This window comes from Marcopretia estuarina LEGE 06307 (assembly GCF_056633115.1).
Genome location: NZ_JBSJOY010000002.1, coordinates 249,683 through 262,602, shown reverse-complemented (window position 1 = coordinate 262,602; position 12,920 = coordinate 249,683). Strand labels below are relative to the sequence as shown.

Annotated in this window: 13 protein-coding genes; 6 read left to right on the top strand and 7 right to left on the bottom strand. The window is 69.6% G+C overall.

Annotated features, from left to right (window positions below; translation table 11 throughout):
• Nucleotides 1-105 precede the first annotated feature (105 nt).
• A complete protein-coding gene (rplI, locus tag ACWJI3_RS05575) occupies nt 106-564 on the bottom strand; it encodes a 50S ribosomal protein L9 (RefSeq protein WP_094511377.1) in 459 nt (152 codons plus the stop codon).
• Between the two features lie 98 nt (nt 565-662).
• Nucleotides 663-1,655 carry an acyl-CoA desaturase gene (locus tag ACWJI3_RS05570; RefSeq protein ID WP_480203136.1) on the bottom strand — a complete coding sequence of 331 codons (993 nt, stop codon included), beginning with the start codon at nt 1,653-1,655 and terminating at the stop codon, nt 663-665.
• A gap of 55 nt (nt 1,656-1,710) precedes the next feature.
• Here ACWJI3_RS05570 and ACWJI3_RS05565 point away from each other — a divergent pair, with 55 nt between their 5' ends.
• Nucleotides 1,711-2,481 (top strand): hypothetical protein, encoded by a 771-nt coding sequence (locus tag ACWJI3_RS05565; RefSeq protein WP_255100359.1) that lies wholly within the window; start codon nt 1,711-1,713, stop codon nt 2,479-2,481.
• On the opposite strand, the gene ACWJI3_RS05560 is transcribed toward ACWJI3_RS05565, so the two are convergent.
• Entirely contained in the window at nt 2,463-3,350 is an 888-nt protein-coding gene (locus tag ACWJI3_RS05560; protein WP_233132887.1) for an acyl-CoA desaturase, read from the bottom strand. The two genes, ACWJI3_RS05565 and ACWJI3_RS05560, sit on opposite strands and share 19 nt — an antisense overlap.
• 313 nt (nt 3,351-3,663) lie before the next feature.
• Here ACWJI3_RS05560 and ACWJI3_RS05555 point away from each other — a divergent pair, with 313 nt between their 5' ends.
• The 4 genes from ACWJI3_RS05555 to ACWJI3_RS05540 all read left to right on the top strand — a co-directional run bounded on the left by ACWJI3_RS05555 (nt 3,664) and on the right by ACWJI3_RS05540 (nt 9,155).
• Nucleotides 3,664-4,935, top strand: coding sequence for a methionine gamma-lyase family protein (locus tag ACWJI3_RS05555; protein WP_094511367.1), 1,272 nt, complete (start codon nt 3,664-3,666; stop codon nt 4,933-4,935).
• A 52-nt stretch (nt 4,936-4,987) separates the two neighbouring features.
• The gene (gene gcvH / locus ACWJI3_RS05550; protein WP_094511364.1) at nt 4,988-5,377 is read left to right on the top strand and encodes a glycine cleavage system protein GcvH; all 390 of its coding nucleotides are present in this window, start codon (nt 4,988-4,990) and stop codon (nt 5,375-5,377) included.
• Nucleotides 5,378-5,617: 240 nt separating this feature from the next.
• A complete protein-coding gene (gene gcvP, locus ACWJI3_RS05545; protein ID WP_480203367.1) occupies nt 5,618-8,563 on the top strand; it encodes an aminomethyl-transferring glycine dehydrogenase in 2,946 nt (981 codons plus the stop codon).
• Nucleotides 8,564-8,942: 379 nt separating this feature from the next.
• Nucleotides 8,943-9,155, top strand: coding sequence for a hypothetical protein (locus ACWJI3_RS05540; protein ID WP_233132877.1), 213 nt, complete (start codon nt 8,943-8,945; stop codon nt 9,153-9,155).
• Between the two features lie 9 nt (nt 9,156-9,164).
• On the opposite strand, the gene ACWJI3_RS05535 is transcribed toward ACWJI3_RS05540, so the two are convergent.
• The 3 genes from ACWJI3_RS05535 to ACWJI3_RS05525 all read right to left on the bottom strand — a co-directional run bounded on the left by ACWJI3_RS05535 (nt 9,165) and on the right by ACWJI3_RS05525 (nt 11,543).
• Nucleotides 9,165-9,404: a hypothetical protein gene (locus ACWJI3_RS05535; RefSeq protein ID WP_255100362.1), complete on the bottom strand. Its 240-nt coding sequence runs from the start codon at nt 9,402-9,404 to the stop codon at nt 9,165-9,167.
• Between the two features lie 151 nt (nt 9,405-9,555).
• Nucleotides 9,556-10,353: a pirin family protein gene (locus tag ACWJI3_RS05530; protein WP_094511358.1), complete on the bottom strand. Its 798-nt coding sequence runs from the start codon at nt 10,351-10,353 to the stop codon at nt 9,556-9,558.
• On the bottom strand, nt 10,350-11,543 hold the full coding sequence (locus ACWJI3_RS05525; protein ID WP_480203135.1) for an alkene reductase: 1,194 nt from the start codon (nt 11,541-11,543) through the stop codon (nt 10,350-10,352). The genes ACWJI3_RS05530 and ACWJI3_RS05525 overlap by 4 nt, the downstream gene beginning before the upstream one ends.
• 242 nt (nt 11,544-11,785) lie before the next feature.
• Here ACWJI3_RS05525 and ACWJI3_RS05520 point away from each other — a divergent pair, with 242 nt between their 5' ends.
• Complete coding sequence (locus ACWJI3_RS05520; RefSeq protein WP_480203134.1) at nt 11,786-12,124, top strand: winged helix-turn-helix transcriptional regulator; 339 nt, start codon at nt 11,786-11,788, stop codon at nt 12,122-12,124.
• 35 nt (nt 12,125-12,159) lie between these two features.
• On the opposite strand, the gene ACWJI3_RS05515 is transcribed toward ACWJI3_RS05520, so the two are convergent.
• The gene (locus ACWJI3_RS05515) at nt 12,160-12,870 is read right to left on the bottom strand and encodes a rubrerythrin family protein (protein ID WP_255100366.1); all 711 of its coding nucleotides are present in this window, start codon (nt 12,868-12,870) and stop codon (nt 12,160-12,162) included.
• Nucleotides 12,871-12,920: the final 50 nt, after the last annotated feature.

The window sequence follows — 12,920 nt, the reverse complement described above, 5'->3', positions numbered from 1 at the left end:
GCGGGGCCGTTGCAGCCGCCGCGCGAGCCCACAAAAAAACCGCCAGAACCCTCAAGGGCCTGGCGGCGGGACATGGAAAGAGCGGGCGGCGAGGCCGCCTGGCGCTCAGTGGCTGACCACTTCCAGGTTGATCTCGGCCACCACGTCGTGGTGGAGCTTGATCTGCACCTTGTAGGAGCCGGTGCGGTGGATCTCGGGCACCTCGATATGGCGGCGGTCGACCTCTTTCTTGGTGGCCGCTTCGATGGCCTCGGCCACATCGCCGTTGGTGACGGTGCCGAAGAGGACGTCGTCACCGCCGGTCTGCTTCTTGACCGTGAAGCGGCCGATGGTGTTCAGAGCCGTGCGGAAGGCTTCCGCCTCCTGCAGCAGCACGGCCTGGCGCTCGGCCTCCTTGGCGCGGCGGTGCTCCACCTGGCGCAGCACCGCCGGGGTGACGGGAACGGCTTTGCCCTGGGGGAGCAGGAAGTTGCGGGCGTAGCCGGGCGCCACTTCCACCAGCTCACCGTCCTTGCCGAGGCTGAGAATGTCCTCGCTGAGGACAACGGATACACGCTTGGCCATGGGATCGGGTTAGGGAAACAGGGAGTGCCGCTGGGCGGATCGATGAGCGGGGGCCACCGCCGGGGTGGCGTGCCGCTCAGGCAATCCGACAGCTTAAGTCAGAGGGCTGCCGCGGCCTTCGGCAGGCGCACCTGGGTGGCCAGGCCCAGGGCCTTCAGCAGCCGGATGTGCTGCCAGGTGAGGTCGAACTGACGGGGACCGAAACCGTGGCGGGCCGAGTGGGGGAAGGCGTGGTGGTTGTTGTGCCAGCCCTCACCGAAGGTGAGCGCCGCCACCCAGGGGTTGTTGCGTGACTTGTCGCCGCTGACGTGGGCGATGCTGCCCCAGCAGTGGGTGGCGCTGTTCACCAGCCAGGTGCAGTGGTAGAGCACCACCAGGCGCAGCGGGATGCCCCACAGAACCAGGGCCCAGCCGCCGGCACCGGTGACCGTGCCGATCCAGAACAGCAGCAGGCCCAAGGGCACCTGCAGCAGCAGGAAGTTGGTGTTCAGCCAGCGGTAGTAGGGGTCGCGGGCCAGATCACCGGTGAGCCGGGGCACGGCGGCCATCGCCGGGATCTCTTCCATCATCCAGCCCATGTGGCTCCACCAGAAGCCCTTGTGGCTGTTGTGGTGGTCGGCGTCGGTGTCGGAGAACTTGTGGTGGTGGCGGTGCAGGCCGGCCCAGTCGATCGGACCGTGCTGGCAGCTGAGCGCGCCGCAGGTGGCGAAGAAGCGCTCCAGCCAATGGGGCACCCGCAGGGCCCGGTGGGCCAGCAGGCGGTGGTAGCCGAGCGTGACGCCCAGGCAGCCGGTGACCCAATAGAGCACCAGCATGGAGGTGACGGCCGGCACGCTCCAGAACTGGGGCAGCAGGGCCAGCACGGCCAGCAGGTGGATCACGATCATGAAGCCGATCGTGCCCCAGCGACGACCCGGTGGCGAGGAGGGGATGGGTTCACCGCGGCGGGGGCGATGCAGCGCCTGAGCCCGAGGCAGGGAGAGGGCTGCCGGCACAAGGCTGGCAACGCCGGCGGGCTTGGCGGCTACGGCCTTGGCCCTCCGTTCTGAGACGGCCGCCCATGGGGCACGGCGCTGGGGCGTGACAGTCATAGGGGCTGGTTCCTGATCGGTCTTTTAGAATAGTAGCAGTTCGGATTCGGATTGAGTGGGATATCAGGAAGAAATCGGATCAGGCCGCGAAGCCTTTGCGCATCTGATCAGGGCCTGGCATGAGCGCAACGGCTGGTCCCACCGCATCCTTCCCGGTTTAGCCGAGGTGCTTGATCTCGGCCGCCTCCACAGTTCCCAGGTGTCGATGCTGCGCAACCGCAAGCTGGCCTCCCCGGGACCGGAGGTGTTTCTCGCCTTGGGGCGCATCAACCAATGGATCGCCGCGTCCGGCAGCGCCGACAGCCGCAGCGCCCTGACCGGCCACCCGGAACTGCTCGAAGCGCTGGGGACCGGCAGTGTGCCGCTGCTCAACGACGACGACGGACGGCCCCTCGGGCCCGGGGGATTTCTGGAGATTTTCGTGGGCCAGCGTCAGCCGCCGGCCGCTTTCGACCTGCGCATCGCCTCGGCCGAAGCCCCGGCCCTCAGCTTCGCCTTGGCGGAGCTGCTCACCGCCGGCAGGCCCTGGCGCCTGTGCCGCGAGGCCGTCCTGGGGGCATACCCGCCGGAGAAGGCGCAGCGGCGCGAGCGCTTCGCGGCGGTGATGGCCGGTCAGCGGGATTTTGAAGCCGCAGAGCTGGAAAGCGAGCTGCTGGACCTGAAAAGCACCCTGGCTGGCCTGGGTGCTGCCGGCGACCAGGAACTGAGCACGGCTCAGTTCCTGACCGTGCTGCGACGCAAGGCTGCTCAGCTGGCTGACAGCACTGTGGCCGGTGCGACCAGCAGCGAACTGGGGGCCGCCATCCGTCAGGAGTTGGGGGCGTAGGCCGCACCGGGCACGTAGCGGGCCTCACGGATGCGCTTGGCCAGGCCCAGGGAACGCAGCAGCTTGATGTGCTGCCAGGTGATGTCGAACTCGAACCAGCGCAGGCCGTGGCGGGCGCTGGCCGGGTGGGCATGGTGGTTGTTGTGCCAGCCCTCGCCGAAGGAGAGGATCGCCACCCACCAGCAGTTGCGCGACAGATCGGGGCTGTCGAAGTTGCGGTAGCCGAAGGCGTGGGTGGCGCTGTTCACCAGCCAGGTGACGTGATACACGATCACCAGCCTCAGGGGGATGGCCCAGAGCACCATGCCCAGGCCGCCGCCGTGCACATTGGCCCGCTCGCCGTACCACCACAGGGCCGCGCCCAGGGGGATCTGCAGCAGCAGGAACCAGCGATCCAGCCAGCGGTAGAAGGGGTCGCGCTGCAGGTCGCCCGTGAACCTCTCCACGTGCTGCACGGCAGGGATCTCATGCAGCATCCAGTCGCTGTGACTCCACCAGAGGCCGCGGCCGGCGTCGTGGTGGTCGTTGGCCTGGTCAGAGAACTTGTGGTGGTGGCGGTGCAGCCCCACCCATTCGATCGGGCCGCTCTGGCAGGCCAGAGTGCCCATCAGCACCAGGGTGCGCTCCACCCAGCGGGGGGCGACGAAGCTGCGGTGGGCCAGCAGGCGGTGCAGGCCGAGCGTGACCCCCAGCACCGTGACCCAGTAGAGAACCGCCAGCGCCACCACGCTCTGCCAGCTCCAGAAGCGGGGCAGCAGGGCGAACACCGCCCCGACGTGGATGGCGAGCATGAACGCCGTGGTGCCGAACTTGTACGTCCGCTGGCCCTTTGGCAGAGGGGGGCGTCGGGCCGTCACACCGGCGCGGATGAGGGCTTCCTGGCGATCGGAAGCGTGGCCCCCATGGCTGCGCAGGGGCTTGAACGGGGCCCGCGGATCCGCCGGGGTAGCGGTCGAAGGGGCATCTGAAGCGGCGACCAAATGAACTCTCGCGAAAGTGACGCAGGCTGGAGTTCACCCGTTCGCCCTCAGCGGGCAGAACCCGCTGCTGGAAGCTCCCGAAGGAGAGAGTGGCTCACCAGAACCTGGTGATGAAGGCCGTTTGTAGCCAACACATCAGCAGGAAATCTAGCGGCGAGGGTGAGGCCGGCAGGCAGCATGGCCACCGGCTTGGGTGGCGGGGATGGACGGGCAGGACGAGAAAGGAACCGCCTCGGCCTGGGCCTGCGAGCAGGTGGCAGCCGCCGCTGCGCGGATCGCGCCGCTGGCGGCCCGGCACACCGCCGCGGTGAAGCCCGGACTGGAGAGGGTGCTGGCCGCCTTCGCCGCCGAACGTCTCGGCCCCCATCACTTCGCCTCGGTGAGCGGCTACGGCCACGGCGACCTGGGCCGGGAGGTGCTGGACCGGGTGTTCGCCCGGGTGCTGGGGGCGGAGGCGGCGGCGGTGCGGCTGCAGTTCGTCAGCGGCACCCACGCCATCGCCGCAGCCCTGTTCGGCGTGCTGCGGCCGGGCGACCGCCTGCTCTCGATCACCGGCCGCCCTTACGACACATTGGAAGAAGTAATCGGCCTGCGCGGCAGCGGCCAGGGGTCGCTGGCCGAGTTCGGCATCCACTACGACGAGCTCGCCCTGCGGGCCGATGGCACGGTGGAGGAGGACGGCCTCGCCGCCGCCCTCACACCCCCCACCCGGCTGGTGCTGATCCAGCGCAGTTGTGGCTACAGCTGGCGGCCCTCGCTGCAGGTGGCCACGATCGGCCGCCTGGTGGAGCGCGTGAAGCAGCTGCAGCCCGGTTGCCTCTGCTTCGTCGACAACTGCTATGGCGAATTCGTGGAGGGGCTGGAGCCCCCGGCCGTGGGCGCCGACCTGATCGCCGGCTCGCTGATCAAGAACGCCGGCGGCACGATTGCCCCCACCGGCGGCTACGTGGCCGGCGGCGCCGAATGGGTGGAGCGGGCCTGCTGCCGGCTGACGGCGCCGGGCATCGGCAGCGAGGGGGGCACCGGCTTCGATCTCTATCGGCTGCTGTTCCAGGGATTGTTCCTGGCGCCTCAGATGGTGGCAGAGGCCCTGATCGGCGCCGAGCTGGTGGCCTCCGTGTTCAGCGCACTCGGCTATGCCGTACAGCCGCTGGTGGGGGCCCCCCGCAGTGACGTGATCCAGGCCGTGCGCTTCGGGGCGCCGGAGCCGTTGATCCAGGTGTGCCGCGCCTTTCAGGCCTGTTCGCCGGTGGGCGCTTACCTCGACCCGGTGCCGGCGCCCATGCCGGGATACGCCAGTGAGCTGGTGATGGCCGGCGGCAGCTTCATCGACGGCAGCACCAGTGAGTTCTCCGCCGACGCCCCCCTGCGCGAGCCCTACGTGCTGTTCGCCCAGGGAGGCACCCACCGCGCCCACGTGGAGCTGGCCCTGGAGCGGGCGCTCACGGCCCTGAATCCGCAGCGGCTGAGCTGAGCCCGCAGCGCCAAGGCCGGTCAGACTGGCCTCGTCTTTGCTTCCGCCTTCGATGGCGCTCCAGTTCCCCGACGACTGCCGCTATGCGGACAGCCATGAATACGCCCGGCCGGATGGGGAGCTGATGCGCATCGGCGTGAGCGCCTTCGCCGTCGATCAGCTGGGCGACATCGTGTTCGTGGAGCTGCCGGAGGTGGGCAGCCAGCTGGAGCGAGGCTCCAGTTTCGGCTCGGTGGAATCGGTGAAGGCGGTGGAGGAGATGTACGCGCCGATCAGCGGCACGGTGGAGCTGCGCAACGAAGCGGTGCTGACCAGCCCGGAAGAACTGCAGAACGATCCCCACGGCGAAGGCTGGCTGCTGCTGGTGCGGCCCAGCGACGCCGCCGAATTCGCTGATCTCATGGATGCCGCCACTTACCGCCTGAAGGTGGAAGGCAGCTGAGCGACGCAGGCGCAGCAGATCCGTCGGCCCCAGAGCGGAACTGAGGCCGGCAGGCCTCGCAGAACGGACGGGGTTCGCCAAAGGGGCGGGCGCTGTGTTGGAACGTCGTCTCGTCAGCTTTCCCTAAGATCCGCCCCTGATGCCGGGCGTCGCGCCGTGACCGCACCCTTCGCTGACCCCGACGGCTCCTCTCCTTTCCTGGAGCGGCATCTCGGGCCATCGCCCCAGGAGCTGCAGGCGATGCTTGATCGGCTGGGCGCCAGCGATCTCGAGGCGTTCGTGGCCGAGGTGGTGCCGGCCGACATCCTCATTGAGGCGAGCGCCGCAGCGGCCGACCTGCCGCTGGGGGTGGACGAAGCCCAGGCGCTGGGCGAGCTGCGCGCCATCGCCGCCACCAACCAGGTGCGCCGCAGCCTGATCGGCCTCGGCTACTACGGCACCGTGACGCCGGCACTGATCCAGCGCCACGTGCTGGAAAACCCCTGCTGGTACACGGCCTACACCCCTTACCAGGCTGAGATCGCCCAGGGCCGCCTGGAGGCGCTGCTCAACTTCCAGACCCTGATCAGCGAACTCACCGGCCTGCCGATCGCCAACGCCTCGCTGCTGGATGAAGGCACCGCCGCGGCCGAAGCGATGGCGCTCAGCTTCGGCGCCTGTCGGCGGCCTGAAGCCCGCCGCTTCCTGGTGGATCAGGACGTGTTCCCCCAGACCCTGGCCGTGCTGCAGACCCGGGCCGAACCGCTCGGCCTCGTGGTGGAGCTGGTGGATCCCGCCACGCTCGCCGCTGGAAATGCGGCCTCTCCCCTCGACCCCACGGTGTTCGGGCTGCTGCTGCAACTGCCCGGCGCCAGCGGCCGCCTCTGGGATCCGCGCGCGGCGATCGCCGCCGCCCATGCGGTCGGGGCGATGGTGACGGCGGCGGTGGATCCGCTGGCCCAGGTGCTGCTGGAGCCGGTGGGTGCCCTCGGCGCCGACATCGCCGTGGGCAGCACCCAGCGCTTCGGCGTGCCGCTCGGCGGCGGCGGGCCCCATGCCGCCTTCTTCGCCACCACCGACGCGCACAAGCGCCAGATTCCCGGCCGGCTGGTGGGTCGCTCGCTGGATGCGGAAGGCCGCCCAGCCCTGCGCCTGGCCCTGCAGACCCGCGAGCAGCACATCCGCCGCGACAAGGCCACCAGCAACATCTGCACCGCCCAGGTGTTGCTGGCGGTGATGGCCAGCTTCTATGCGGTGCATCACGGCCCCGGCGGGCTCACGGCGATAGCCCGGCGGGTGCTGCGTCAGCGGGCCGCCCTGACTGCGGGCCTCGCTGGCCTCGGGCTGGCGGTGCAGCCCGGCGCCGCCTTCGACACGCTCAGCCTCACCCTGCCCGGGGCCGGCGAGCTGCTGGAGCGGGCGGATGCCGCCGGCTTCAATCTGCGGCCGCTCACCGCACCGGGCGGGGCGCTCACCGGTGTGGCGATCAGCCTGGATGAGCGCACCGACAGCGTCGAGCTCGATCGCCTGCTCGCCCTCTTCGCCGCCGCTGTCGGCCCGGATGGCACAGGCCGCCTAGAAAGCCCTGACAGGGCGGAGCACAACGCTGGCCCCCTGCCCACCGCTGCCGCCCTGCTCGCCGCCCTGCCCGACGACGCCACCCTGCTGGCGGGGCTGCCCCTGCGCCATGAGCCCTGGCTGCAGCAGGAGGTCTTCCAGCGGCACCACAGCGAGTCGGAACTGCTGCGCTACATCCAGCGCCTGGTGGCGAAGGATCTCTCGCTGGTGCACGGCATGATCCCGCTCGGCAGCTGCACGATGAAGCTCAATGCCGCCGCCGAACTGGCGCCGGTGAGCTGGCCCGCCTTCGCCGAACTGCATCCCTTCGCCCCCGCCGCCCAGCAGGCCGGCTACCAGCGGCTGGTGGCCGATCTGGAGGCCTGGCTGGCGGTGATCACCGGCTTTGCCGGGGTGTCGCTGCAACCCAACGCCGGCTCCCAGGGGGAATATGCGGGGCTGCTGGTGATCCGGGCCTGGCACCACAGCCGCGGCGAGGCGCACCGCAACGTCTGCCTGATTCCCACCAGTGCCCACGGCACCAACCCGGCCAGCGCCGTGATGGCCGGGTTGCAGGTGGTGCCGGTGGCCTGCGATGCCAACGGCAACATCGATCTCGATGACCTGGAGGCGAAAGCCACCCAGCACGCCGATGCTCTCGCGGCCGTGATGGTCACCTATCCCTCCACCCACGGAGTGTTCGAAACCGGCATCCGCCGGCTCTGCGAGGTGGTCCACCGCCACGGCGGCCAGGTGTACCTCGATGGCGCCAACCTCAACGCCCAGGTGGGCCTGGCCAAACCCGGCCACTACGGCGCCGACGTGTGCCACCTGAACCTGCACAAAACCTTCTGCATCCCCCACGGCGGTGGCGGGCCGGGGGTCGGGCCGATTGCCGTCGCCAGCCATCTGGTGCCGTTCCTGCCGGGACACCCGCTGGGGGCCGTGGGCGGCCAGGCGGCGATCGGGCCAGTGTCAGCCGCCCCCTGGGGCAGCGCCGGCATCCTGCCGATCAGCTGGATGTACATCCGCATGATGGGTGGCGCCGGCCTGAGGCAGGCCAGCGCGGTGGCGCTGCTCTCCGCCAACGTGATCGCCGAGCGGCTCCAGCCCCACTACCCGGTGCTGTTCCGCGGCAGCGGCGGCCGTGTGGCCCACGAATGCATCCTGGATCTGCGGCCGCTGAAACGCAGCGCCGGCCTCGAGGTCGACGACCTGGCCAAGCGGCTGATGGATTACGGCTTCCATGCCCCCACGGTGAGCTGGCCGGTAGCGGGCACGGTGATGGTGGAGCCCACCGAAAGCGAGTCCCTGGCGGAGATCGACCGCTTCTGCGACGCCATGGTGGCAATCCGCGCCGAGGCGGCTGCGATCGAGGCGGGGCAGGCCGATGCGCAGAACAACCCCTTGAAGCGGGCGCCGCACACCCTGGCGGCCGTCACCGCCGACCTCTGGGATCGCCCTTACAGCCGCAGCGAGGCGGCCTTCCCGGCTGGCGACAGCCAGCGGCAGAACAAGTTCTGGCCGGCGGTGGCCCGCATCGACAACGCCTATGGCGATCGCAACCTGGTGTGCACCTGCCCCTCGGTGGAGGAGCTGGCCAGCAGCAGCGTGGCCGTCACGCCGCAGCGGGTGGCGCTGGCGATCTGAGCGCCCGCCATGCCGTGCCGATCAGGCCGGGCGGCTCCAAGCAGGCCTGGGGCCTCGCCTCTCTATCGGCGCTGAGCCGGCACGCCTAGCCGTTCAGACGCCCCCCACGATCAACGCCATCACGATAGGGAGCTGATCAGGCAGTGACTGGAGTTTCAGACGGGCATGTGTGCCACTGCTACAATCAACTGATTGTTTAAAGAATTCCCGGTTGCTGGATCCCACCCCACGAGGCAAGCTCGGGCGACAAGTCACAGGATCAGCAGCCCCCAAGGCCACGGCAAACGTCTCGACCCACCCAATGAACGGCAACGACGGCCCTCCCTTCAATCCTCCGACGCTCTCTGAGCTGTCGATCCGTGCTGACAAACCCGCTCCGTTGACGCGCGCCCCCGAACTGCCGCCGATTCCCGGATCCCTGGCCCATTCCTCCGCCCGCGGCGAAACAATCCGTGTGGAGGGCACCAACGTGGTGCGTGTTCCCTTCGGCGTGCGTCAACCCCGCCGGCACCGTCCGGCACGTCCGGACACCTGGGTCACCCTGGTGCTTCCCTTCCAGGCCGGGGGGCCCACACCGCCGCAGGCGGCCTGAGCCAAGGTCTCAGGCGGCCTTGCCGAGGCGCCAATCCACCAAGGCCTTCACATCCGCCAGTGAACTGGCGGGAGCCCGGAACGGCAGCACGTCCATGGGGCTGCGCTCCGGGCGAACCAGCCAGGTGAGATCAGGCTGAGGCATGAGCACGAAACCGCGGTAGCGCACCACCCAACTCCGGCCGTTGCCATCGGCAGACGGAAGAATGGTGGGCAGGCTGGCGTCAGAGCGAGAGCGGGCTGTGGCCATCACCGAACGCGGTAACGGGAACACCCCCATTTGAGCGAACTCATTCGCATTCGGCAGCATCTTTCGCTTCCTTTCGGCAAGGAATTAACGACGCCTAGGACACACCCAGGTCGACCTGGATCCAGACCAGCCAGCACCAACCCGCCCCAACTCAGGCCAGCTCAAACAGCAGCAGGTCGGCGCCGGCTTCACCGGTCACCAGCTCACGCGGCACCGCATGGGCGGCGGCGGGGAGGGCGCTGGTGGGGGTGCTGGCCGGAGGAGTGCCAGTGCCACTGGCGGAGCCTGGGACCTCGAAGCCCAGGCCATCGCCGCGCTCCAGCCGGCGGCCGCCTTCCAGCGTGAGGCTGCCGTCGATCAGCTGCATCCAGAGCCGGTGGCCGGCCGCCGCCGGCAGCTCCAGGCGGGTGCCGGCCGCCGGCCGGGCGCGCCAGAGCCGCACCGGTCGGTGCACCGCCATGGCGCCGTCCCGCCGCTCGGGGTCCAGCAGCAGGGTCCAGCCCTCTCCGACGGCGAAGGGCTTCTGCTCATAGGCGGGCGGGATGCCGGTGCTGGAAGGTTCGATCCAGATCTGCAGCAACCGGCAGGGGGTCGCCCCTTTGTTGATTTCGCTGTGCACCACACCGGTGCCGGCGCTCATGCGCTGCACTTCACCAGCGCGCAACACCTCACCGTTGCCCATCGAATCGCGGTGGGTGAGTTCCCCTTCCACCATCACCGTGACGATCTCCATGTCGTTGTGGGGATGCATGCCGAAGCCGCGGCCGGCGGCGATCGTGTCGTCGTTGATCACCCGCAGCGGACCGAATCCCATCCAGGCCGGATCGAAGTGGCTGGAGAAGGAAAAGCTGTGCCAGCTGTCCAGCCAGTCGAGCTGGCTGTGGAAGCGCTCCGTGCCGGGGCGGAACACCGGGGTAGCGGCAGAACGCTGGGCGTTGGTGGTGGTCATGGCGAGGCTCCCGGGAGTGGATGGTGGGTGAGGAGGGGATGGGTCGGGCCTGGCGCAGGCAACGGGTGGCACTGGGTCTCGAGCAGCACAGGCTGGGGGCCTGCGCCAGCGTTGATCAGGCAGCGGCGCTCAGGAAGGGGTAGTCGGTGTAGCCGGCGGGGCCGGGGCTGTAGAAGGTGGCAGGGTCCGGCGTGTTGAGCGGTGCGCCGCTGCGCAGCCGCTCCGGCAGATCCGGGTTGGCCAGGAAGGCCGTGCCGAAGGCCACCGCATCGATGGCGCCGGCGGCGATGGCGGCGTTGGCTTCGGCGGCGGTGTAGCCCATGTTGGCGATCAGCAACCCCCTGGAAGCGCTCGCGCACCGGCGTGAGCACATCGCCAAGCTGCTGCTGGAGGAAGTCGCCGCGCATCAGGTGGAGGTAGGCGAGGCCGGTGCCGTTGAGGTGATCGGCCAGCCAGCTGGCGAGCGCCACGGGATCGCTGTCGCGCATGGCGTTGTAGCTGTTGAGCGGCGAGAGGCGCAGCCCCACCAGCTCCGTTTCGGCGCGTACCGCCTCGATCACCTCCAGCAGCAGCCGCGCCCGGTTCTCGATCGGGCCGCCATAGGGGCCGCTGCGCTGGTTGCTGCCATCGCGCAGGAATTCATCGAGGAGATAGCCATTGGCGCCGTGCACCTCCACGCCGTCGAAACCGGCAGCGATGGCGTGGCGGGCCGCCAAGCGGAAGCCCGCCACGATCGCCGGCAGCTCGTCGTCGGCCAGGGCGCGCGGCACCACGTAATCCACCTTGCCCTGGGGGGTGTGGATCTGGTCGCCGCTGATGGCGATGGCGCTGGGGGCCACCGGCTGAAGGCCGTTGTTGAGCAGGGGATGGCAGGCCCGGCCGCCGTGCCAGATCTGCAGCACGATCCGGCCGCCGCGGGCGTGCACCGCCTCGGTGGTGCGTGTCCAGCCCTCCACCTGGGCCGCCGAATGGATGCCGGGTTCGCGGATGAAGGCGGAGTGGCCCTCCATCGCCATGGTGGCCTCGGCAATGATCAACCCGGCGGAGGCCCGCTGGCCGTAGTACTCCGCCATCAGCGGGCCGGGGATGTGACCCTCTTCAGCGCGGGATCGGGTGAGCGGGGCCATCAGCACCCGGTTGGGCAGCTCCAGGGGCCCTACGGCCAGGGGCGTGAACAGGTCGATGGTCATGGCGGAAACGACGGATGACCGGGACGGGCTGCCGCCACAGGATGGCCCCGCTCCACTGGCTTGGCAGGTGTGCAAGGTCACCGGTCGGCCAGGCGGAAGCGATGGGGATCAGCCCATCAAGCGGGCGGCAGCTCTCCCCCTTGAATCAGAGTGGATCGCTTGGGGCCTGCCTGACAAGAACGCACCGCCATGTGCGTCACTCACCTGTCAGTAACCCTGGTGCCAGTGGATGGTGCAAGCGCATGGAGCAAGCGGATGGATTCCTGGACGCCCACGACCACACCCTTTGCCCTGCCGAGCTGGCGCTGAGCGTCATGCGGGGGCGCTGGAAGGTGCACGTGCTGCGGGAGCTGGCGGAGGGCACGCAGCGGTTTTCCGGCTTGCAGCGGGCCCTGGTGGGCGTGAGCCACAAGGTGCTCACCAGCCAGCTGCGGGATCTGGAGGCCGCAGGGGTGGTGGAGCGCGAGGTGTTTGCCGAGGTGCCGCCGCGGGTGGAATACCGCCTCACCCCGCGCGGCCGGTCGCTGATTCCCGTGCTGGAGAGCCTGCACGCCTGGGGGGCGGCGCCACCGGAGTCGTGATGGACGCGGCGGCGCGCTCCAGCGGTTGCGGCGGCTCAGGCCGGCAGCAGCACCGGCTCCCGGTAGGGGATGAAATTGGCCTTGCGGGTGCCGCAGAGCGGGCAGACCCAGCTGTCGGGGATGGCCTCGAACGGCGTGCCGGCGACGATGCCTGAGTCCGGATCGCCCAGGGCCGGGTCGTAGATCACCGAACACACCTTGCAGATCCACAGGCCGGCCACGGGCTCGCTTTCTCCGGCCGCGCCCTGGCCCTGAAGGGCTTCGAGGGCCACGCTGTAGCGGTCGGCGTGGTGGTGCTCGATCGGGGTGAGCCGGCCGAAGTTGCTGGCCGCCTGACGGAAGAGGCCGGCATGCTGCTCGGATTCGGCGATCTGCTCGGTGAATTCGGCCACGGCACCGTCATCGCGATCGGCGCGGGCCTGGGCGGCGAACTCCGGATACATGGTGGTGTACTCGTAGGTTTCACCCTCGATCGCCAGCTCCAGGCAGCGGCTCAGCACCTCTTGTCTGGCTTCTTCTGAGAGCGCGGCGGGATCGGCCACCACCAGCTCGGGGTGGAGCAGGCGGAAGTGCGCGAAGGCGTGCTCGGTTTCCTGGGCGGCGGTGTCGCGGAAGAGGCGGGCCAGCTCGCTGTTGCCGAGCTGCTTGGCCACATCAGCGAAGAAAAGGTACTTGCGGTTGGCCATGCTCTCGCCGCCGAAGGCCGCTTCGAGGTTGGCGAGGGTGCCGGGTTTGGCGATGTCCATGGAGACGGCGTGCAGTGGGATGGGAGGTGGGCCGTTGCAGGGCGACGGTG